This window comes from Pseudomonas sp. SDO55104_S430 (assembly GCF_054070595.1).
On sequence record NZ_JBSVXG010000070.1, the window covers coordinates 1 to 21,381 of the forward strand.

Annotated in this window: 15 protein-coding genes; 3 read left to right on the forward strand and 12 right to left on the reverse strand. The window is 61.0% G+C overall.

The window, feature by feature from the left end; all coding sequences use genetic code 11:
* Positions 1-333 precede the first annotated feature (333 nt).
* Positions 334-3,222 carry a sensor domain-containing phosphodiesterase gene (locus ACW9JE_RS14595; protein ID WP_457433127.1) on the forward strand — a complete coding sequence of 963 codons (2,889 nt, stop codon included), beginning with the start codon at positions 334-336 and terminating at the stop codon, positions 3,220-3,222.
* 160 nt (positions 3,223-3,382) lie between these two features.
* Here the strand turns inward: ACW9JE_RS14595 and ACW9JE_RS14600 are convergent, their stop codons facing one another.
* The 9 genes from ACW9JE_RS14600 to arcD (ACW9JE_RS14640) all read right to left on the reverse strand — a co-directional run bounded on the left by ACW9JE_RS14600 (position 3,383) and on the right by arcD (ACW9JE_RS14640) (position 12,522).
* Positions 3,383-4,276 (reverse strand): DUF2950 domain-containing protein, encoded by an 894-nt coding sequence (locus tag ACW9JE_RS14600; protein WP_224533819.1) that lies wholly within the window; start codon positions 4,274-4,276, stop codon positions 3,383-3,385.
* 26 nt (positions 4,277-4,302) lie between these two features.
* On the reverse strand, positions 4,303-5,889 hold the full coding sequence (locus ACW9JE_RS14605; RefSeq protein WP_457433128.1) for a DUF3300 domain-containing protein: 1,587 nt from the start codon (positions 5,887-5,889) through the stop codon (positions 4,303-4,305).
* A gap of 119 nt (positions 5,890-6,008) precedes the next feature.
* Positions 6,009-6,683: a MarC family NAAT transporter gene (locus ACW9JE_RS14610; RefSeq protein ID WP_457433130.1), complete on the reverse strand. Its 675-nt coding sequence runs from the start codon at positions 6,681-6,683 to the stop codon at positions 6,009-6,011.
* 36 nt (positions 6,684-6,719) lie between these two features.
* Positions 6,720-7,298, reverse strand: coding sequence for a hypothetical protein (locus ACW9JE_RS14615; protein WP_224533766.1), 579 nt, complete (start codon positions 7,296-7,298; stop codon positions 6,720-6,722).
* 58 nt (positions 7,299-7,356) lie between these two features.
* On the reverse strand, positions 7,357-7,719 hold the full coding sequence (locus ACW9JE_RS14620; protein ID WP_224533767.1) for a DUF5064 family protein: 363 nt from the start codon (positions 7,717-7,719) through the stop codon (positions 7,357-7,359).
* Positions 7,720-7,782: 63 nt separating this feature from the next.
* On the reverse strand, positions 7,783-8,712 hold the full coding sequence (gene arcC / locus ACW9JE_RS14625; RefSeq protein WP_457433131.1) for a carbamate kinase: 930 nt from the start codon (positions 8,710-8,712) through the stop codon (positions 7,783-7,785).
* Between the two features lie 66 nt (positions 8,713-8,778).
* Positions 8,779-9,789, reverse strand: coding sequence for an ornithine carbamoyltransferase (locus ACW9JE_RS14630; protein ID WP_224533769.1), 1,011 nt, complete (start codon positions 9,787-9,789; stop codon positions 8,779-8,781).
* Positions 9,790-9,806: 17 nt separating this feature from the next.
* A complete protein-coding gene (arcA, locus tag ACW9JE_RS14635; RefSeq protein ID WP_224533770.1) occupies positions 9,807-11,063 on the reverse strand; it encodes an arginine deiminase in 1,257 nt (418 codons plus the stop codon).
* A gap of 31 nt (positions 11,064-11,094) precedes the next feature.
* A complete protein-coding gene (gene arcD / locus ACW9JE_RS14640; protein WP_457433132.1) occupies positions 11,095-12,522 on the reverse strand; it encodes an arginine-ornithine antiporter in 1,428 nt (475 codons plus the stop codon).
* Between the two features lie 415 nt (positions 12,523-12,937).
* On the opposite strand from arcD (ACW9JE_RS14640), the gene arcD (ACW9JE_RS14645) reads away from it, so the two are divergent.
* Complete coding sequence (arcD, locus tag ACW9JE_RS14645; protein ID WP_457433133.1) at positions 12,938-14,365, forward strand: arginine-ornithine antiporter; 1,428 nt, start codon at positions 12,938-12,940, stop codon at positions 14,363-14,365.
* Between the two features lie 55 nt (positions 14,366-14,420).
* A complete protein-coding gene (gene ppk2 / locus ACW9JE_RS14650; RefSeq protein WP_457433134.1) occupies positions 14,421-15,242 on the forward strand; it encodes a polyphosphate kinase 2 in 822 nt (273 codons plus the stop codon).
* 269 nt (positions 15,243-15,511) lie between these two features.
* Here ppk2 and ACW9JE_RS14655 read toward each other — a convergent pair whose 3' ends face one another.
* Genes ACW9JE_RS14655 through ACW9JE_RS14665 form a run of 3 tightly spaced genes read right to left on the reverse strand, consistent with a single transcriptional unit; the run spans position 15,512 to position 21,367 of the window.
* Entirely contained in the window at positions 15,512-16,939 is a 1,428-nt protein-coding gene (locus ACW9JE_RS14655) for an efflux transporter outer membrane subunit (protein ID WP_457433135.1), read from the reverse strand.
* Between the two features lies 1 nt (position 16,940).
* Positions 16,941-20,141 (reverse strand): efflux RND transporter permease subunit, encoded by a 3,201-nt coding sequence (locus ACW9JE_RS14660; protein WP_457433136.1) that lies wholly within the window; start codon positions 20,139-20,141, stop codon positions 16,941-16,943.
* The gene (locus tag ACW9JE_RS14665; RefSeq protein ID WP_457433137.1) at positions 20,138-21,367 is read right to left on the reverse strand and encodes an efflux RND transporter periplasmic adaptor subunit; all 1,230 of its coding nucleotides are present in this window, start codon (positions 21,365-21,367) and stop codon (positions 20,138-20,140) included. Before ACW9JE_RS14665 ends, ACW9JE_RS14660 begins: the two co-directional genes overlap by 4 nt.
* Positions 21,368-21,381 lie beyond the last annotated feature (14 nt).

Sequence of the window (21,381 nt, forward strand, 5' to 3'; positions counted from 1 at the left end):
AGCTCGGTTCCTACAGTTGGTCGCAAACAAGAACGCTGGCAGCCTGACACCCCACGGTGTCCTGTCGTCCATCGCGGACAAGCCTCGCTCCCACAGGTCTATTCCTGTAGGAGCCGAGCTTGCTCGCGATGGTCGTCAACGATTACGCGGGAAACCAGACACCCCGCGGCGTCCCAGCCTCCATCGCGAGCAAGCTCGGCTCCTACAGTGAACGGATGTCGCGGAAACAAAATGATTGAAAAAAACTGTCATAAGCTATAAAGGAAAAGGACACCGGCATATCGCTAACAATCAGTAAAAGAGTATCGCCAGTTTCTGGCTCATGGAGCGCTGATGAGTTTTCGTCAATTGACCGGCTCGCCACGGCAATCGAGCGGCGACGACCTGGTCGCCTCTCAACTGATAGGGAATTCGGAGACTGCCGCGGTGGCGTACGCCGGCAACGACGACAAGATCGAAAAACTGCTCGACTCAGCGCGAAACTGGCCCCATACCACGGCTTGGGCCGTTTACCGTGCCGGTGAGCAAATGTATCTGGTCGGGCAGGGCGATCCACGGGGACAGTGGCCCGCGAGTATTTCCAATGAAGAATTCGACGCTTTTTGCCGAACCCGGCGCCTGCAGCGCTGGCCGACCGGCAAGGGCGAAAGCGTGCTCGGCTGGCTGCTCGCACCCGTCGATGACGCCGCGGAGCCCGCGCTCGCCGAATTTGCCCAGCGCCTGGGCATTCAGGTGCAGACCAACACCCTGGCCCGCGCGCAGATCACTCAGCGCGTGCTCTATGAAATCACCTATCTGGCCAGCTCGACCCGGGACCGTTCGGTATTTCTGGTCGGCGTGCACCAGCTGCTGGCCAGCCTGATCGATGCCGAGAACTTCTACCTGGCGCTCTACGATCCGCACACCCACAAAATCGACTATCCGTACTACGTCGACAAAATCGACGTCGATGCCCTGGAATCCTCGAACTACGAATACCTGGACCCCAATCGCCTGTCCCTGACCGGTCAGGTGCTGACGTCCGGCCAGCCGTTGCTGATCGACTCCGCCGGCATTCTCCAGGCGCAGGCCGAAGGCCGTTTCTATTGCGTGGGCGACCGTCCCGAATTCTGGATGGGCGCACCGCTGAAAAACGCCTCGGACGAAGTGTTCGGCATGCTCGCCATGCAGGTGTACGAGGTTTCGCGCACCTACAGCGCCGAAGATCGTGCGCTGTTTTTGGTGGTCTCGCGCCACGTCGCCATGGCCCTGGACCGGATTCTGCACCGCGAGGACCTCGAACAGACCGTAATGCGCCGTACCCTTGAACTGTCGGCAGTCAACGACGCGCTGCGCCAGGAAGTGGCCGAACGCGAGCGCGCCGAACATCTGCAAAACGCACTGTTCCAGATTGCCGAGCTGTCGAGCCAGCCGGGTGACATGGCTGAGTTCTTCCAGACCCTGCACGGCATCGTCGGTGATCTGCTGTTCGCGCAGAACTTCTACATTGCGATGTTCGACGACTCGACCACCGAAGTGACCTTTCCCTATTACGTCGACGAGCGTCAGACCGTGCGCCCTGCGGCGCGGCGTGGGCGCCGGGGCCTGACCGAGTACGTGATCCGCCAGCGTCGACCCTGCCTGATCGACTTCGACGAGGCGGGTCGCCTGTCCGACCAGGGGGAAATCGAAATCGACGAGGCATTCCGCTCCCACTCCTGGCTCGGCATCCCCTTGTTCGATGGCGACATGGTGCGCGGCGTGCTGGCGGTGCAGAGCTATACCGCGCAGGTCAGCTACAGCCAGCGCGATCAGGAACTGCTGACGTTCGTGTCGCGGCACATCGATACGGCGTTGTCGCGCCGCACCGCCGCCGAAGCGATTCATGCCGCCAATCTCAAGCTCGAAGCCCGGGTGCAGAACCGCACCCGTGAGCTCGACCACGCCAACGCCAAGTTGCAGCATGAAAACTCCCACGATGCCCTGACCGGGCTGGCCAACCGCACCTACCTGCAACAGCGCCTCAATCTGGCCTGGACGCGGTTCGAAAGCGAGGGCGGGCAACTGGCGGTGATGTTCATCGACCTGGACCGTTTCAAGATGGTCAACGACAGCTTCGGCCACCATTTTGGCGACCTGTTGCTGATGCATGTCGCTCACCGGCTGCGCAGTTGCCTGCGGGAAACAGACATGCTCGCGCGACTGGGGGGCGATGAGTTCTCGGTGCTGGCGCCGGAGGCCTCGCTGGAGACGCTGATCGAAATCGGCGAGCGGATCCTCGCGGCGTTCGACCTGCCGTTTTTCATCAATGGCCATCAGGTTTTTTCTTCCTGCAGCATCGGCATTGTCAGTGCCGACAGTCAGTTCCATAACGAACCGGCCGACTTGCTGCGCGACGCCGATGCGGCGATGTACCGGGTCAAGAGTGCCGGGCGCGACAGTTACGCGATGTTCAACCAGGAAGTGCGGCGTGAGGTGTCCGATCAGGTCGAGCGGGAAGGGGCGTTGCGCAATGCGCTCAAGCGCACCGATGAATTGCTGCCGTACTTCCAGCCGATCGTCAGTCTGGAAACCGGTCAACTGGTGGCGCTTGAAGCCCTGATTCGCTGGCACCAGCCGGGCGGCCGGGTGATCGCGCCGGGCGAGTTTCTGCCGGACGTCGAGGGCCTGCGCCTGATCGGTCGACTGGACCTGTACATGCTCACCCGCATCGCGGTGATCCTCGCCCAGCCCGAGCACGCCAACTGGCCGGCGGTGCACGTCAATTGCTCCAGCTACAGCATGGCCCGCCCGGAATTTGCCGGCGAAGTGCTGGCGCTGCTGGCGCGACACGGCGTCGAGCCTTCACGCATCTGCCTGGAGTTGACCGAAGGCGCACTGGTGGCCGAACCGGCCATCGCCCGCTTGACCATGCAGCAATTGGCCGATAACGGCATGTCGGTGGTGCTCGACGACTTCGGCGCCGGGTTCTCGTCCCTGAGTTATGTGCACCAGTACCGGTTCAGCGGCTTGAAGATCGACAAGTCGTTCATCCTCGAACTCACCAGCAGTCCTCGCAGTCGCGCCATCGTGCGAGCCATCGTGCGCATGGCCGAGTCGTTGGATTTGAGCGTGGTGGCCGAAGGCGTAGAGAACGAACTGACCCTGGACCTGCTGCGGGAAATGGGCGCGGGACAGGCCCAGGGTTACTACTTCGCCAAGCCGATGAGTCTGGAAGATCTGTTGGCCAGCCCGTTGCTATAAGCGACACCACAAAACCTGCGGACCGCACCAATTACCGTGGGAGCGGGCTTGCCCGCGATGAGGCCCTTTCAGCCAGCATTCATGTTGCTGACCCACCGCCATCGCGGGCAAGCCCGCTCCCACAGGGTCAATGAACAATCATAAAATCCTGTGGCATCCATCAATTCTGGTTTTGATCGGTAGGCACTTCCGTCCAGCTGTCATCCGGATCGAACAATTTCATCGCCAGCGCCAGTTTTTCACTGTTGGGCCCCAGGTCTTTTTCGAACACCTGCCCGTCATGGCTGATCATGAAGCTCATGACCCCGGTGTCGTCGTACTTCGCCGGCCAGGCGATCAGGGCAAAGCCGCGGCTCATTTTGTCGCCGATCAGGTAGCTGTAGGCGCCGCCCGGGGCTGACGGGCCCTGGCCCTTGAGGATGCGGAAGTGATAACCGTGCCAGTCCTCCAGGGTCGAGGCGTTGCCGAACAGCGGGCCAAGGGGGCTGATCTGGCCGCTGTCGTCGTCCGCCCAATACAGCCCGTCGTGTTCACCAGGGGTGCTGAAAATCTTCTGCGCGTATTCCAACGCACCGTCACCATCACGATCCTGCGAGGCATAGTCCATCTGCGCATCGTGATAAGTCAGCACCGACTGCACCGTGGACAGCTCGTTGCGGCCAATCCGGCGAGCACGGATTTCAACGGCACCGGCCTTCATGTCGAAGCGCCAGCCGTTCTTGTCCTTGACCATGGGGATGGGCATGGTCCAGTGATCCGGGCCGACCGCCAGAATGGCCTTGCGATCATTGGGCTTCTGGATCTGATGCTGCTCGTGATACTGCTTGAGAAACGCATCGACATCCTCGCGCTGCACACCTTCACGGGGAATCACGCTGCGCCAGTCCTCGCCCAGAAGCTCGGTCAGCCGCGCCTGATCAGCATGCTCGGTCCCCAGCGCCTTGACGAACTCCTCTGCAGCCTTTTCCGGCGTGGAAAACGCCTCCTGCGCCGCTACAACCCCCGACCACAAAAGACTCGCGGTGATCGCCAGGACAGGTGCCAGGAGGCCCATGAACACTTTGACTCGACTTGGATTGTTCACCGGCGGCCCCCCCTCGAACGCATCGGGCTGGACGGTCTGCTGATCTGGTGACCGGAAGACCGCATCGAGCTTGGGCGCTGGGCGGATGCCTGGCTGGCCCGACCCCGCAGGGCCTGCGCATTGGATTGAGAAGGTGAGCGCGCACCGGCGAATGCGTTGTTGCGAGCACTGCCGGGACTGGCGGCCGGGCGCTTTTGCGCGTTCTGCCGAGAAAAGGTCGAATCCTGCCGGCGCTGGTTCACCTGAGCGTCCTGCCTTCTGGGTTGCTGGTTTTCGCGAGTGGCAAGCTGGTTGCGGTCCACGCCTTGGCCCCTGTCCGCGGCGCGAGGCCTGTCCGCACCGCTTTGCATGCGATTGCCGGCCGCCATGCCCGACTGTGCCTGACGCGCCTGATCACGGGCCTGCCGGTTACTGGTAGCCGGTCTCTCGATGCCGCTTCGGTCCATGGCGCTGCGGGCATTTTCACGGGCCTGGGCGCGTTGGGCATTGTCGCCGCGAAAGGCTTCGCGCTGAGTGGCACCGTTGAGTTGGCGACCGTATTGCTCGCGGCTGCGCTGGTCGCGATAGGGCACGCCTTGGCGATTGACGGCGTTGTGCTGCCACTTGTTCTGGTTGTTGGTGATCTGGTTGTTGCGGTTGATGTTGTTGTAGCGGTTCACGTCCACGTCGATGTCGTTGTTGCCCCAGTCACAATCGCCCCAGAGCGAAGCGACGATCGCCACACCGGTACCGAACGCCAATCCGGCCACCAATGCCTGGCCCGGGTAATAGGCGGGCGGTGGCGGGTAATAGACAGGCGGTGAAGCCGGATAAGCCCAGGTGCCGTAAGTGGTGGTCGGGTTATAGGTCGGCACGTACACCACCTGCGGATCGGCGGGCTGGATGATGATCGTGGACGAACTGGCCGGAGCAGGGGCCGGTGCTGAAGACGACGAGGACGACTCCGGTGCGGGAGCGGGCGCCGCTGCCGGCGTGATGTTCTGCACCGTGACATTCTGATACTGGTTGCTTTGCAGGTTCCCGGCGGCCTGGGCCTGATGCCGCAAGCGCTGCACAGCGCCCATTACATCATCAGGTTGCGCGAGAAACGCATCCCCCAACCGCTGCACCCAGACCGGATCCTGCCCCAGGGTCGCCAGCACCTGCGGGAAGGCGACCAGCGCCTGCACGCTCGGGTCCCAGGGCTGGTTGGCCACCTGTTTGACTGCATCGTCGCCCTTGGCTTTCGGATTGGCCTTGGACCAGGTCACGGCCTCGGCGATTTGCCCGGGGTAGGTGCTGGCCATCAGTACCTGGGCCAGCAACGGGTCCGGATACAGCGCGATCGGCGCCACCATCTGATCCAGTTGTTCCTGATTGAACACCGGATCCTTTGTCACGTCTGCAGCGGGCGCGGCATCGGCGGTGGTGGCCGTGGCGCTGGCATCACCCGCCGTGGCCGTGGCAGTCCCATTTCCGGCGGTCGCCGTCGCCGTGCTGTTGCCCGTGCCGGCAGTCGCCGTGGCCTGCACCGTCTGCGCCAGGCAAGCGGAGCCATTGATCAACAGTACGACCGACACCGCGTAAAACAATGGAATGCGCATCATGCTCTCCATGTGGCTGCTACAGGTACGTCTTCCTGTTCGGGAATTTCAGTACAGCTGATTTTCGATGTCTTTGCCGGGCAAACACCGGCCATTCATCCCGCCGCAGAGCAGCGGATTCACTGCGCTCGCAACAGATGAGCGTTGTGGTCGATCAGGGTTTGCAGGACCTCCACCGAGCCGTTGATCGCGAACTGAGCGCCCATGCACACCAGCAGAAAACCCATCAGCCGCGAGATGGCTTCAATGCCCGATTGGCCCATGATCCGCATGATGAATCCCGAGCAGCGCAGGCAGATCCAGAGGATCAGCGCGGTCAGCATGAAGATCAGCGGCGGGGCGACCAGCAGCACCCACGGCGGGAACAGGGTGTTGTTCTTGATGGTGGCGGCGGCGCTGATGATCATCGCGATGGTGCCGGGTCCGGCGGTACTGGGCATGGCCAGCGGGATGAAGGCGAAGGTTGGCTGCTCCGCGGTGCTGGCCCCGACAACGACGGGCTGGGGTGGTGGCGGAAACAGCATCTTCAAGCCCATGATCACCAGAATCCCGCCGCCGGCGATGCGCAGGCCCGGGATGGAAATGTTGAACGCGTCCATGACGAAGGCACCGATGTAGTAGGTGACCGCCATGATCAAAAATACATAGAACGACGTCAGAAAAGCCTGGGTGTCCTTTTCCTTTTGGCTCAGTCCCTTGCTCAGGGCAAGGAACAGCGCCACGGTCGTCGGCGGGTTGGTCAACGGCAGGAGTGCCAGCAACCCGAGCCCGATAGCGTTGAACAAGTCTGTCATATCGAGCCCGGGGTCCTTTCGTTCAGTGCCGCGCGATTAGCGCGAGGTCTGGACCTTCAGCACTTCGGTATAAACGGCGTCGACCGTCTGACCTTCCTTGAGGTTCTTCATGCGCGCTTGCAGGTCGGGATCCTCGACCTTCACCACCCGCAGTTTCCCTTCCGGAGGCATCAGGGTCACCTCGTGGGTTTTCAGGTCGATCTTGGTGATTTTCGAGGTGACCTTGACCTGGCGCACGGCTTCACCGCCGGGGTTGGGATTATCCTTGGTCGCACGGACGGTCATCGCCTCGTTGCTCATGCTGGGGGCGCCACCGACGGTGGTGTCCAGCACATAAGCGACCGAGCGGATCACCTGGATATCGACGGTATCGCCGACCTTCAGATTGTTCAGGTTTTTCGCCTGGTCAGTGAGCTGCAGGGGCACCGGTTGCTGGTCCGGACCTTCGATGGTGACCTGGTAGTTCGCCGGATCGACGGCCAGGACCTTCGACACAATGTGGCCTTCAATGGCGCGGCTGCCCAGCGGAATATCGGCGGCATGAGCCGTCAGGCTGGCGGTTGAAAAGAGGGAGGCGAGGGCGACGGCAGAAGCAAGAGAGCGGATAGATTTCATAAGCCTGTTTTTCCATTCAATGGTGTGACAGAACGAATCCGTTTGAAGCGCCTGCAGGTCACTCGAAGTGTTCGGGATTGACCGTATCTCCGGACTTCATATTCAGCTGCACCCGTACATCTTCGAACATGAGGTCATAGTGCTTGTGCATTGAGCCGATGCTGCTCATGGACTTGGGAATGCCGTATTTCTCGGCGATTTGCGTCACGTTTCGGGCGAAGTTGTAGGCCTCCTCCTTGGGCAGAAAGAACGTCTCCTTGATTTCCTTGCCCTGGATGCTGCCGTGCATGGTGAACAGCATGCCCTTGCCTAGCTTGGGATCGCTGCTGACTTCGTAATCGAGGTGAATGTTGTAGCTGACATCGTTGTCGTTCAGCGCATGGCGCTCGATGTGCAGATGACCTGGCTCGAACATGGCCATTTTCTTATCCCCTTTTGGAAACCTTTGTCCGGGGCAGGGGATCAGCCTGCCCGGAACTTGGTGTTAGCGATAGCTGATCCCCGGTGCGGCGGTGCTCACACGGGTCCCGGCCTTGCCTTGAACGATCGCCTCGATATCCGAGAGCGAACCGATCACGGCGACCTTTCCAGTATGGCGGGCGAATTCGCAGGCTGCCTGAACTTTGGGGCCCATGGAGCCAGCGGCGAATCCCAGGCGCTCGAGTTCATCAGGATGCGCCTGGCCGATGGCTTTCTGGGTCGGCTTGCCGTAGTCGATGAAGGCCGCATTAACGTCGGTGGCGATCACCAGCAAGTCAGCTTCAAGTTGTTCGGCCAGCAGCGCCGAACACAGGTCCTTGTCGATCACCGCCTCGATGCCTTGCAGCTTGCGGTTTTCGTCATACATGGTCGGAATGCCGCCGCCGCCCGCGCAGATCACGATGCTGCCCTTGTCCAGCAGCCACTTGATCGGGCGGATCTCGAAAATGCGCTTGGGTTTGGGGCTGGCGACCACGCGGCGGAACTTGTCGCCGTCAGGGGCGATGGCCCAACCTTTTTCGGCGGCCAGTTTTTCGGCTTCGTCCTTGGTGTAGACCGGGCCGATGGGTTTGGTCGGGTTCTTGAAGGCCGGGTCGTTGGCGTCGACTTCGACCTGGGTCAAGAGGGTGGCGAAAGGCACCTCGAAGGCCAGCAGGTTGCCCAGTTCCTGTTCGATGATGTAGCCGATCATGCCTTCGGTTTCGGCACCGAGCACGTCCAGCGGGTAGGGAGTCACAGAGGTGTAGGCCGCCGCCTGCAGCGACAGCAGGCCCACTTGAGGGCCATTGCCGTGGGCGATGACCAGTTGGTTGCCGGGATGGATCTTGGCGATCTGTTCGGTGGCGATCCGGATGTTGGCGCGCTGATTGTCAGCGGTCATCGGTTCACCCCGGCGAAGCAGGGCGTTACCGCCCAGAGCAACGACGATACGCATGGTGCAGTCCTTCCAGAAAGAGAAGTAAGCGGTCTGCTCGGTCCCTTGTGGGAGCGGGTCCGTTTGTTAGAGGTCAGCCAAAGTCGACACCAAAATCGCCTTGATGGTGTGCATGCGGTTTTCCGCTTGCTCGAAGGCGATACAGGCTGGCGACTCGAACACGTCATCGGTCACTTCGATGCCGTTCTTCAGGTGTGGATATTGCTCGGCAATCTGCTTGCCGACCTTGGTGTCGCTGTTGTGGAAGGCCGGCAGGCAGTGCATGAACTTGGTGCGCGGGTTGCCGGTGGCTTTCATCAGGTCGGCGTTAACCTGGTAAGGCAGCAGTTGCTGGATACGCTCGGCCCAGGCTTCCACCGGTTCGCCCATCGAGACCCAGACGTCGGTGTGAATGAAGTCCACGCCCTTGACCGCGGCCTTCGGATCTTCGGTGAGCGTGATGCGGGCACCACTTTCTTCAGCGTATTTGTTGCAACGTTCCACCAGATCGTCGGTCGGCCACAGCGCTTTCGGCGCGCAGATGCGCACGTCCATGCCGAGCTTGGCGCCGATCAGCAACAGCGAGTTGCCCATGTTGTTGCGTGCATCGCCAAGGTAGGCGTAGCTGATGTCGTGCAGCGGCTTGTCGGAGTGTTCGCGCATGGTCAGCACGTCGGCGATCATTTGCGTCGGGTGATATTCATCGGTCAGGCCGTTGAACACCGGCACGCCGGCGAACTTGGCCAGTTCCTCGACGATTTCCTGCTTGAAGCCGCGATACTCGATCGCGTCGTACATGCGCCCGAGCACCCGGGCGGTGTCCTTCATGCTTTCCTTGTGACCGATCTGCGAGGAGTTGGGGTCGATGTAGGTGACGTTGGCGCCCTGGTCATAGGCGGCGACTTCGAAGGCGCAACGGGTGCGGGTCGAGGTCTTTTCGAAGATCAGCGCGATGTTGTTGCCTTTCAAATGCTGCTGCTCGGTACCGGTGTATTTCGCGCGTTTGAGGTCGCGGGACAGGTCGAGCAGGTAGCGCAATTCGCGAGTGGTGTGATGTTCCAGGCTCAGCAGATTGCGGTTATGGATATTGAAAGCCATGGTGGGTCTCCCTGAAATTAATAGTCGATCGGATCGCGGACAATCGGGCAGGTCATGCAGTGGCCGCCGCCACGCCCGCGTCCCAGTTCGCCGGCGCTGATGGTGATGACTTCCACGCCGGCCTTGCGCAGCAGGGTGTTGGTGTAGGTGTTGCGGTCGTAGCCGATGACCACGCCGGGTTCCACCGCTACCACGTTGTTGCCGTCGTCCCACTGTTCGCGTTCGGCGGCGAAGGAGTTGCCGCCGGTTTGCACCACGCGCAGAGTCTTGAGTTTGAGGGCCGCGGCGACGGTATCGAGGAAGTTGGTCTTTTCCCGACGGATGTCGATGCCACCTGGTTTGCTTTCGTCGGGAGTCAGGGTGAAGGCAACGATCTGGTTCACCACTTCGGGGAAGATCGTCACCAGGTCGCGGTCGCAGAAGCTGAACACGGTGTCCAGGTGCATCGCCGCACGGGACTTGGGCAGCCCGGCAACGACGACTTTTTCCACGGCCTTGTTCTTGAACAGGTTGATCGCCAACTGGCCGATGGCCTGGCGGGATGAGCGTTCGCCCATGCCGATCAGGACGACGCCATTACCGATCGGCATCACGTCGCCGCCTTCGAGGGTGGAAGCGCCGTGATCCTTGTCCGGATCGCCGTACCAGATCTGGAAGTCGGCATTGGTGAATTGCGGGTGGAATTTGTAGATGGCAGTGGTCAGCAGGGTTTCCTGGCGGCGCGCCGGCCAGTACATCGGGTTGAGGGTCACACCGCCGTAGATCCAGCAGGTGGTGTCGCGGGTGAACTGGGTGTTCGGCAACGGTGGCAACAGGAAGCTGGAGTTGCCGAGGAAGTCGCGGAACATCTGGATCGCCTTGCCGCCGAACGAGTCCGGCAGGTCATCGCCCGAGACGCCGCCGATCAGGAACTCGGCGATGTGGCGCGGCTCCAGGCTACGCAGCCAGGAATCGACTTCGTTGATCAAGCCGACACCGACGGTATCGGGGGTGATTTTGCGCGACAGGATCCAGTCCAGTGCTTCAGGGATGGCGACGATGTCGGTCAGCAGGTTGTGCATTTCCAGCACATCGATCCCGCGTTCGCGCATTTTGGTGACGAAATCGAAGTGGTCGCGTTTGGCCTGGGCCACCCACAGCACATCGTCGAACAGCAGTTCGTCACAGTTGTTCGGGGTCAGCCGCTGATGGGCCAAGCCTGGGGAGCAAACCATGACTTTGCGCAGTTTTCCGGCTTCGGAATGAACGCCGTACTTGACTTTTTCCGTGGTCATTTCTGTGATCCTCCAGATAAAAAAGCAGTCGTTACAAGGTCAGGAAGCCGTCGTAGAGACCGTAGGCCGCCACCAGGGCGCCTATGACCACTGCGGCGAAAATCAGCTTCTCGACGTGGGTGAATACCGGTTGTTTGAGTTCCAGCTTGGCCTTGGCGAACAGGATCGCGCCGGGGGCATAGAGCAGGGCGGACAGCAGCAGGTATTTCATGCCGCCGGCATAGATCAGCCAGATCGCGTACAGCAGCGCGATGGCGCCGATGAACAGGTCCTTGCTGCGCTCCGGGGCGGCGTTTTCGTAGCTTTCACCGCGTACCGCGAGAAGAAATGCGTAGGCCGCCGACCACAGGTAAGGCACCAGGATCATCGAGGTGGCGAGGTAGATCAGCGACAGGTAGGTACTGGCGGAAAACAGCGTGATGATCAGAAACAGCTGCACCATCGCGTTGGTCAGCCACAGGGCGTTGACCGGCACATTGTTGGCGTTTTCCTTGCGCAGGAACGCCGGCATGGTGTGGTCCTTGGCGGCGGCGAACATGATCTCCGCACAGAGCAGGACCCACGACAGCAGGGCACCGAGCAGGGAGATGATCAGGCCGACGCTGATCAGGATCGCACCCCAGTCGCCCACCACGTGCTTGAGCACCGCAGCCATCGACGGGTTCTGCAGTTTTGCCAGTTCCGGCTGGGTCATGATGCCCAGCGACAGCACGTTCACCAGTACCAGGAACAGCAGCACGGTGATGAACCCGATCACGGTGGCGCGACCGACGTCACTGCGCTTCTCTGCCCGCGCCGAGAAAATGCTCGCGCCCTCGATGCCAATGAACACCCACACGGTGACCAGCATCATGTTGCGCACCTGGTTCATCACGCTGCCCAGGTCCGGGTTTTTCACGCCCCAGATGTCGGCGGTGAAGATCTCCAGTTTGAAGGCGAACAAGGCGATCAGCACGAACAGCACCAGCGGTACGATCTTGGCAACCGTGGTCACCACGTTGATGAACGCCGCTTCCTTGATCCCGCGCAGCACTAGCAAGTGCACGGCCCACAGCAGTACGGATGCGCCGATGATCGCCGCAACCGTATTGCCCTCGCCAAAGATCGGAAAGAAGTAACCCAGGGTGCTGAACAGCAGCACGAAATAGCCGACGTTGCCCAGCCAGGCACTGATCCAGTAGCCCCACGCGGACGAGAAACCCATGTAGTCGCCAAAACCGGCCTTGGCGTAGGCATAGACCCCGCCGTCGAGGTCAGGCTTGCGGTTGGCCAGGGTCTGAAACACGAAGGCCAGGGTCAGCATGCCGACCGCGGTGATGGCCCAACCGATCAGCACTGCGCCTACGTCGGCACTGGCGGCCATGTTCTGTGGCAAGGAGAAAATCCCGCCGCCGATCATGGAGCCCACAACTAGGGCTACCAATGCACCCAATCGCAACTTTCCGGGAGATTCAGACATGTTGACTCCATTGTGCGAGAAGAGAGAATGCAGACTATTTCCATACGCTGTTCAATCAACTGACCTGGATCAATGGCATACAACTGTGGCGTTAGTGAGTGACCTAATAATATGCAGATCAATTAGCTAACGGCCGCAAAAGCCTTTTCCAGAGGCTTTGCTGTTAAGTGGCGGATACAGCTGAATTAAGACATTAGTTCACTTTTTTTTATTGTAAAGAATAGTTCTCGTTTTTGGATCCTGTACCTTTTAGTTACTAGGGCGAAATTTAAAATGGATTTTTAATTTCGATTGGCTATAACTCCTATCCACTTGGCATTAGCGCAAATTTATTAATGCGCTATCGTCCAAACAACTTGATTTCAAGCATTCGATGGCCTTGTAACTCATTCTTACCGTGGAGGGAGACACAGGTATGTCGCAGCCGACACAGAAGCTTCGCTTGAGTGCGCTGATAGCGCTGGTGGTCGGTTCAATGATTGGTGGCGGGATCTTTTCGTTGCCGCAAAACATGGCGGAGCGGGCCGACGCTGGCGCCATTTTGATTGGTTGGGGTATCACGGCCGTCGGCATGCTGACCCTGGCTTTCGTGTTTCAGACGCTGGCCAATCGCAAGCCGGAACTCAACTCCGGCGTCTATGCCTACGCCAAGGCCGGTTTCGGCGATTACATGGGTTTTTCGTCTGCCTGGGGTTACTGGATCAGTGCCTGGCTGGGCAACGTCGGCTACTTCGTTCTGCTGTTCAGCACCCTCGGTTATTTCTTTCCGGTCTTTGGCCAGGGCAATACCCCGATTGCCATCGGCTGCGCCTCGGTGCTGCTGTGGGCCGTGCACTTTCTGGTGATGCGCGGGATCAAGGAAGCGGCATTCATCAATCAGGTGACCACCGTGGCCAAGGTCGTGCCGCTGATCATGTTCATCGTGATTGCCGCCGTGGCGTTCAAGGCCGATATCTTCACCCGTGATATCTGGGGTAGTGCCAATCCCAGCTTCGGCGGCGTGATGGACCAGGTGCGCAACATGATGCTGGTGACCGTGTTCGTGTTCATCGGCATCGAAGGGGCCAGCGTCTACTCGGCCCGGGCGGAAAAACGCTCCGACGTCGGTCGGGCGACGGTGATCGGTTTTCTCGGGGTGCTGGCACTGCTGGTGCTGGTGAACCTGTTGTCGCTGGGGATCATGAGCCAGCCGGAACTTGCCACCTTGCAGAACCCGTCGCTGGCGGCGGTGCTGGAGCACATCGTTGGGCCGTGGGGGGCCTTGCTGATCAGTATCGGCTTGGCCATTTCGCTGCTCGGCGCCTTGTTGTCCTGGGCGCTGCTGTGCGCTGAAATCCTCTTCGCCACGGCGAAGGACCGCACCATGCCGGCCTTCCTGACCCGGGAAAATGCCAACCACGTACCGGTCAATGCGTTGTGGCTGACTAATGGCATGATCCAACTGTTTCTGCTGATCACCCTGTTTTCCGCCGGCACTTATACCAGCCTGATCTACCTCGCATCTTCGATGATTCTGGTGCCGTACCTGTGGTCGGCGGCCTATGCGGTGCTGCTCAGCGGACGTGGCGAAACCTACGAGCAAGGCTCGCCGCAACGCACCAAGGACCTGCTGATCGGCGCCATCGCCCTGGGTTATGCGGTGTGGCTGCTGTATGCCGGCGGGGTCAAATACCTGCTGCTTTCGGCGTTGCTCTACGCGCCCGGCGTGATCCTGTTCGCCAAAGCCAAGCGTGAGCAGGGCCAGCCGCTGTTCACGAACATAGAAAAAGGCATTTTCGCCTGTGTTCTGGTCGGCGCAGGCGTGGCGGCCTATGGGTTGTACAGCGGCGTGCTGTCGCTGTAGCCGGATCCACCTCCTTTCATTGTTGTCATTGGTCCGTATTCGCGAGGTATTGAACATGGCAAAAGGCAAGAAAGACGCGAAGAAGAAAAAGCCGGTAGAAGAAACGAAATTGAGCAACAAGGACTACCTGGCTCAGTTGCGCCTGTTGCACGTCGAGCTGGTCAAATTGCAGGAGTGGGTGAAGCAGGAGGGCGTGAAGATCTGCGTGATCTTCGAGGGTCGCGACGGTGCGGGGAAGGGCGGGACGATCAAGGCGCTGACCGAGCGGGTGAGCCCGCGGGTGTTCAGGGTGCTGGCACTGCCTGCGCCGACTGATCGGGAAAAGAGCCAGATGTATCTGCAACGCTACCTGCCGCATCTGCCGGCGGCTGGCGAGATCGTGATCTTCGATCGCAGCTGGTACAACCGCGCGGGCGTCGAGCGGGTGATGGGGTTTTGTACCGAGGAACAGGCGCAGAAATTCCTCAAGACGGTGCCGGCGGTTGAGCGGGCGATCGTTGATTCGGGGGTAATCCTGCTCAAGTACTGGCTGGAGGTCAGCGAGGAAGAACAGACCCGCCGGCTGGAGGCGCGGATCGAGGACGGGCGCAAGATCTGGAAACTGTCACCGATGGACCTGAAGTCCTACAGCCGCTGGTACGACTACTCCCGCGCCCGCGACGACATGTTCAAGGCCACCGATACCGAGTACGGGCCATGGCTGGTGGCCAACTCCAACGACAAGCGCAGGGCGCGGTTGAACATCATCACCGATCTGTTGAGCCGCATTCCCTACAAGGAGGTCAAGCGCGAAAAGATCGTCCTGCCGAAACGCCAGAAACCGGGAGGCTACCGCGAAGCGGATCACCCGCTGCGGCATGTGTCCGAGAAGTTCTGAAGCATCAACTGCCGAATGTGTAGGAGCGAGGCTTGCCCGCGAAGGCGTCAGTTGGTCCGACATCAATGTTGGATGTGCCGGCCTCTTCGCGGGCAAGCCTCGCTCCTACAGGTCCCGAGACCGACCGCAAAATCTGCGAAATATGCAAAACCCTGTGGGAGCGGGCTTGCTCGCGAAGGTGTCAGATGGGCCGGCATCAATGTTGGATGTGCCGACCTTTTCGCGGGCAAGCCCGCTCCCACAGGTATTGTGGGAGACACAGGCCTGTTTCAGGACCCGGACGCTGTCAGCTCATCCGCCTTTGACACCCAGCCCCCACCCGTAGCCTTGTACAGATCGACCATCGAGGTAAACACCTGCCCACGTGTGCGGGTGTAGTTGATTTCGGCGTCGAACAGGCTGCGTTCGGCGTCGAGCACTTCGATATAGCTGGTGTAGCCGTTGTCGTAGCGCAGCCGAGCGAAGTGCGCGTAGGTGCGCAGGGCGTCGACCTGGCCGGCCTGGAAGGCCATTTGTTCGCGGGATTTGCTTGAAGCGACCAGGGCGTTTTCCACATCGCCGAAGGCCGATTGAATGGCTTTCTGATAGGTCAGCAGCGCCTGTTTCTGGAAAGCTTCGGCCTGTTTGACCTGCCCGGAAATCGCGCCGCCGGTGAAGATCGGCATGCTCGCCGCCACCCCATAAGACCAAGTCGCCGCAGGCCCGGTGAACAGGTCCGAAAGCTGATTGCTCACCGAACCGAGCATCCCGGTCAGGGAGATAGTCGGAAAATACTGGGCCTTGGCCGCGCCGATCTGGGCGTTCGCCGAAATCAGATCCAGTTCGGCCTGACGCAGATCCGGCCGGCGTTCCAGCAAATCCGACGGCAATCCCGCAGGCACCGCCGGCAGCGTCAGTTGCGCCAGGCTGCGTCCGCGCAGGATCGGCCCTGGGTTGCGCCCGAGCAGAATCGCCAACAGGTTTTCCTGCTGCGCCACCAGCGGCTCGAATTGCGCCACCGACGCCTGGGTGCGCTGATACTCGGACAGGTTCTGCGCCAGCTCCATTTCCGATATCACCCCGGCATCGAAGCGCTGCTTGAAGATGCCATAGGAATCACCCCGAACCTTGGCCGTGGTACGGGCGATTTCCAGCTCGCGGTCCAGATCGCGCAGCGTGATGTAACTGGTCGCCACCGACGACACCAGGCTCAGAATCACACTGCGCCGACCTTCCTCGGACGCCAGCAGATCGGCACGGGCCGATTCATTGAGCCGCCGCAGACGACCCCAGATATCCAGCTCCCAATTGACGCTGAGCAGCGCCTGATAATTGTTGAACACCGGATCGACCGAGGAATCCAGCGGAACCGGGCCGTTGTCCCGCGGCGAGCGGGTGCGCTGACCCTGGCTATCAAGCCCGACCTGAGGAAAGAACAGGGAACGGGTTTCAACATAGCGCCCCTGGAACTGCTCGACCCGGGCTGCGGCAATCTTGATGTCCTTGTTTTCGAGCAGGGCGCTGCGGATCAGCTCATTGAGCACCGGGTCCTGGAACTGTTCCCACCACAGGGTATTGGACAGGTCCTTGGCTTCCTTGTCCGCGTAGCGGTAGGCCGCCGGGGTGTCGATGTTCGGTGCCTGATAATCCGGGCCGACCATGCAGCCGGTCAGGCTCAAACCCAGGCAAAGACAAAGCGGGAAAGAGTTCTTGCGCATCTCAATCCCCCTCATGCTTGTTTTGCGCCGCCCCGTCGGGGATGTGCGCAGAAGGTGTCTGGGTTACCAGTTTTTGCTTGTCGTCCTTCTTGCCGGTCATGCGCTCGATCAGGAAGTAGAAGACCGGAATGAAGAACACCGCAATCACCGTCGCCGCCAGCATCCCGCCGATTACGCCGGTACCGATGGAGTGCCGGCTGTTTTCGGACGCACCCACCGCAATCGCCAACGGCACGCAACCCAGAATGAACGCCAGCGACGTCATCACGATTGGCCGCAGACGCTCCTTCGCGGCAGTCATGGCCGCATCGTACGCCGACATCCCGGCTTCCCGGTTCAATACCGCGAACTCGAAAATCAGAATCGCGTTCTTCGCCGCCAGGGCCACCAGCATGGTCAGGCCGATCTGGAAATACACGTCATTGCTCAGGCCCCGGATCAACACAGCGAGCATGGCGCCGAAGATGGCGAACGGCACCGCCATCAGCACACCCACCGGCAGCGACCACTTCTCGTACTGCGCCGCGAGGATCAGAAACACCATCACCAGGCCGAAGATGAACACCTGGGAGGACGCGCCACCGCTCTTTTTCTCCTCGAACGCTTCGCCGCTGAGTGCCAGGGCATAGTCGTCGGTCATGATCTCGGCGCTGATCTCTTCCAGCGCCGCCAGTGCCTGACCGGTGCTGTAGCCGGGGGCGGCGTTGGCGGTGAGCTTGACCGCCGGGAAGTTGTTGAAACGGGTCAGAAGGTCGGGCCCGGTGACGTAGCGGGTGGTCAGCACGGCTTTGAGCGGCACCATGTCGAGATTCTTGCTGCGCACGTAGATCTGTTGAAGATCTTCGGCCTTGAGGCGGTAGGCCGGTTCGGCCTGCAAGATCACCTGCCACAAGCGGCTGAACTTGTTGAACTGCGAAACGTACAGCGAGCCGAACATTGTCTGCATCGCGCTGTAGACGTCTTCCACCGGTACACCCAGGGACTCAGCCTTTTCCCGGTCGACATCCACCATCAACTGCCGTGAATGCACGTTGAAGGTCGAGGTGACGGCGCCCAGTTCCGGACGTTCCTTGGCCTTGGCCACCAGAGTGCCGACCATCTCGGCCAACTGGTCAACGTTGCCGTCGCCCTTGCTCTGCACCCAGACCTCCATGCCGCCGGTGGTGCCCAGGCCCGGAATCGACGGCGGGTTGACCGGCAGAATGATGCCTTCCTGCACGGTAGAGAAGGCATGGGCGGCTTTCTGGATCACCGCCGGCGCGCTTTGTTCGGCGATGGTGTCGGAGTCCTTGTAGCGGCCTTCGAAATCCTTGAAACCGACGAAAAAAGCACCGGCGTTGTTCTTGTTCTGGCCGTCCAGCAGGCTGTAACCATTGACGATGGCCACGCCTTCCACCGACGGGTCGTTCTGGAAGAAATCACTGGCCACCTGGCCCACCGCGCCGGTGCGATCGAGGCTCGCGGCATCGGGCATGATGATCGCGCCCAGCAGGTAACCCTGGTCCTCCGGCGGCAGGAAGGCGCTGGGGATGCGATTACCCATCAGCACGATCAGCACGATCATCCCGGCAAACACCAGCAAGGCGAGGGCGAAACGCTTGATCATGAACGCCACCGAGCGCGAATAACCGTCGGTCATGCGCTCGAAGCTGCGTTCGAACCAGCGGAAGAATCTGTTCTTTTCACCGTGCTGCGGCTTGAGCAGCAGGGCGGCGAGGGCGGGGGACAGGGTCAGGGCCACGAGGCCTGAAATCACCACGGAAATGGCGATGGTGATGGCGAACTGTTTATAGAGTTGGCCGGTGATCCCACCCATGAACGCCACCGGAATGAACACCGCACAGAGCACCAGCACGATGGCAACCACGGGGCCTGCCACTTCGTCCATCGCCCGTTTCGCGGCGTCCTTGGGGTTCATCTTGTGCACGTGCATGTTGCGCTCGACGTTCTCGATCACCACGATCGCGTCGTCCACCACGATACCGATGGCCAGCACCATGCCGAACAGCGTCAGCATGTTCACCGAGAAGCCCAGGGCGGTCATGCCGATGAAGGTGCCGACAATCGACACCGGCACCGCAATCACCGGAATCAGCGTGGCGCGCAGGCTCTGCAGGAACAGGAACACCACGATCACCACCAGCACCAGGGCTTCGAAGAAGGTGTGGATCACCTCGGAAATCGACGCGCGGGTGAAGGCGGTGGTGTCCATCACGATCTTGTATTCGATGCCCTCGGGGAAGGTGGCCTTCATGTCCGAGAGGGTCTTGGTCACCGCCGCCGAAACGTCCAGGGCGTTGGCCCCAGGTTGCTGGTACACCGCAATCAGCGTCGCCGGTTTGCCCTGGTAGGTGCTGCGCAGCGAGTAGTCCTTCTGCCCAAGTTCCGCCCGGCCGACGTCCTTGAGCCGCACGATGGCCGCGCCTTCGTTGCTGGCGCGCAGGATGATGTTTTCGAACTCCGAAGGCTCGGTCAGGCGACCCTTGGTGGTCACCGCGAACGACTGCTCCACGGGCGAGCCGGTCGGTGACTGGCCAACCCGGCCCACGGCGAATTGCTGGTTCTGGTTGGCCACGGCTTTCTGCACATCGGCCGCGGTGATGCCCAGTTGCGCCATGCGGTCGGGCTTGAGCCAGATCCGCATTGCGTAGTCAGGTGTGCCGAAAATACTGGCCTGGTTGGCGCCTGGGATACGCTTGAGCGCGTCCAGCACGTAGAGATTGGCGTAGTTGGCGACGTAGGTGCTGTCATAACGGTCGCCATTGGAATACACCGCCAGCACCATCATGAAAGCCGAGGATTTCTTCTGCACCTGGATGCCCTGGCTCTGCACCGCGTCGGGCAGTTGCGGCAGGGCCAGGTTTACGCGGTTCTGCACGTCGACCTGGGCCAGGGCCGGGTCGGTACCGATCTCGAAGAACACGTTGAGGGTCATGTTGCCCGTCGCCGAGCTCGACGAGTTCATGTAGATCATGTTGTCGGCGCCGTTGACCTGCTGCTCGATCGGCGCCGCGACGTTGTTGGCCACCACCTGCGCATCGGCGCCGGGGTAGGTGGCCGCCACGGTGATTTGCGGCGGCGTGATGTCCGGGTACTGGGCCACCGGCAGCGACAGCATGGCTACCGCGCCGGCCAGGGTGATGACGATGGAGATGACGGAAGCGAAGATTGGCCGGTCGATGCAATAGTGGGAAATGCTCATGGCGCTTTCCCACCGGCTGGCGGCGTGGTCGGGCCGGCCTTGATGGTTTGTCCGGATTCGGCGGGGACCGGCGCCTTGACGGCCGCCTCGTTGATTTTCAGCGGCGCTCCGGGCGCTACTCGCAGTGCGCCATCGACCACGATGCGCTCACCGGCTTTCAGCCCTTTGTTGATGAACCAGTTGTCACCTTGCCATTCGCCCACCTCGACCACCCGTTGCTCGGGTTTGCCTTCGCCGTTGATCACCCAGACGAACTGGCTTTTCGCGCCTTCGAGCACGGCCTTTTGCGGCACCAGGATCGCGTTCGGCCGGGTCGCGCCTTTGGCCAAGGCGCGCACGAACTGGCCGGGACGCAGCAGACCGTTGGGGTTGGCCAGCACCGCGCGGACCAGGAAAGTGCCGGTGTCCTGGCTGTAGGACGGTGCGGTGAAGTTGACCTTGCCGCGTTCCGGAACGGTGGTGCCGTCCGCCAGGACGATTTCGACGACAAAGTCGCTGCGTGGCGGGAAGATCAGGTGTCCGGCGGCGATTTCGTCACGGTATTTGAGGGTTTCGTTTTCCGAAAGGCTGAAGTTGACGTACATCGGGTCCATTTGCGACACGGAGGTCAACAGGCCCGATTCGCCCGGTGTGACGTAGCTGCCTTCCTGCTTTTTTGCGTCGCTGGACAAACCGTTGAGCGGCGAGGTGATGGTGGTATAGCTCAGGTTCAGCTGTGCGGTGCGCACCTGGCCTTCGGCGGCGAGCACCGCGGCCTTGGTTTCGCGCTCGGAGCCGACGGCATTGTCCAGGTCCATCTTGCTGACCGCGTTCTGCGCCGCCAGCGGACGGACGCGGGCGAGGGTGGCCTTGGCCACTTCCCAGCGCGCCTGTTGCTGGGCCATCTGGCCCTGGGCCGAGGCAAGGGCGGCCTCGAACGGCTTGCGGTCCATCTGGAACAGGACTTGTCCGGTTTTCACCAGATCGCCTTCGGTGTACTGGCGCTTGTCCAGGAAGCCGGCAACCCGGGCGCGGATTTCCACCTCCCGTGAGCTCTGGGTCTGGGCAACGAATTCGAAAGTGACCGGCGTATCGCGCGAGACGACCGTCATCACGGTCACCTCCGGTGGCTGGCGGGCCGGTGCAACCGGCTCTTTGCCGCACCCGGCCAGAAGAGACGAAAGCCCGATAAGGGCAACGACAGGCAGGCTCAAGCGCTGCCCGACAACGAATGATTTCACACCCATCCCCACGCTCCTGA